Origin of the sequence: Stenotrophomonas sp. A3_2 (assembly GCF_036624925.1) — a bacterium.
GTDB classification, from domain to species: domain Bacteria; phylum Pseudomonadota; class Gammaproteobacteria; order Xanthomonadales; family Xanthomonadaceae; genus Stenotrophomonas; species Stenotrophomonas hibiscicola.
Window position 1 is genome coordinate 1 of the sequence record NZ_JAZKVY010000391.1, and the last position, 369, is coordinate 369.

Here is a 369-nt window from a genome sequence, read left to right on the forward strand (position 1 = left end):
ATATTCACCACCCATCGCGACGGCTTGGACTCCGGCGCCTGCGTGCGGGTGACGCCGTCGGTGTTCACCCGGCCCGAGCAGATGGATGCGTTGGTGACGGCGCTCTCCGCCTTGGCCTGATCATGAACGGTAGTGCCGGCCGCTGGCCGGCAACCTCATGATCGTCGCCCACGAGCAGCTGCCGGCCAGCGGCCAGCACTACCGATCGGGTGGGGGCTACCGCTCGATCGCCGGCAACGCATCGGACAACAACAACCGGTCAATCCGCCGCAACGCACTCTCCAGCTGCCGTCGGTCCGCCGCCAGCCCCAGCGACAACCGCACGCCGTACTGGAGCGAGACCCCCGGCGGACAGAACGCCGATGACGG

1 pseudogene is annotated in these 369 nt (G+C 68.6%); it reads right to left on the reverse strand.

Annotated elements, in window-relative coordinates:
- Nucleotides 1–216 precede the first annotated feature (216 nt).
- Nucleotides 217–369, reverse strand: a pseudogene (locus R5H29_RS22825) (PLP-dependent aminotransferase family protein); the annotation flags it as partial.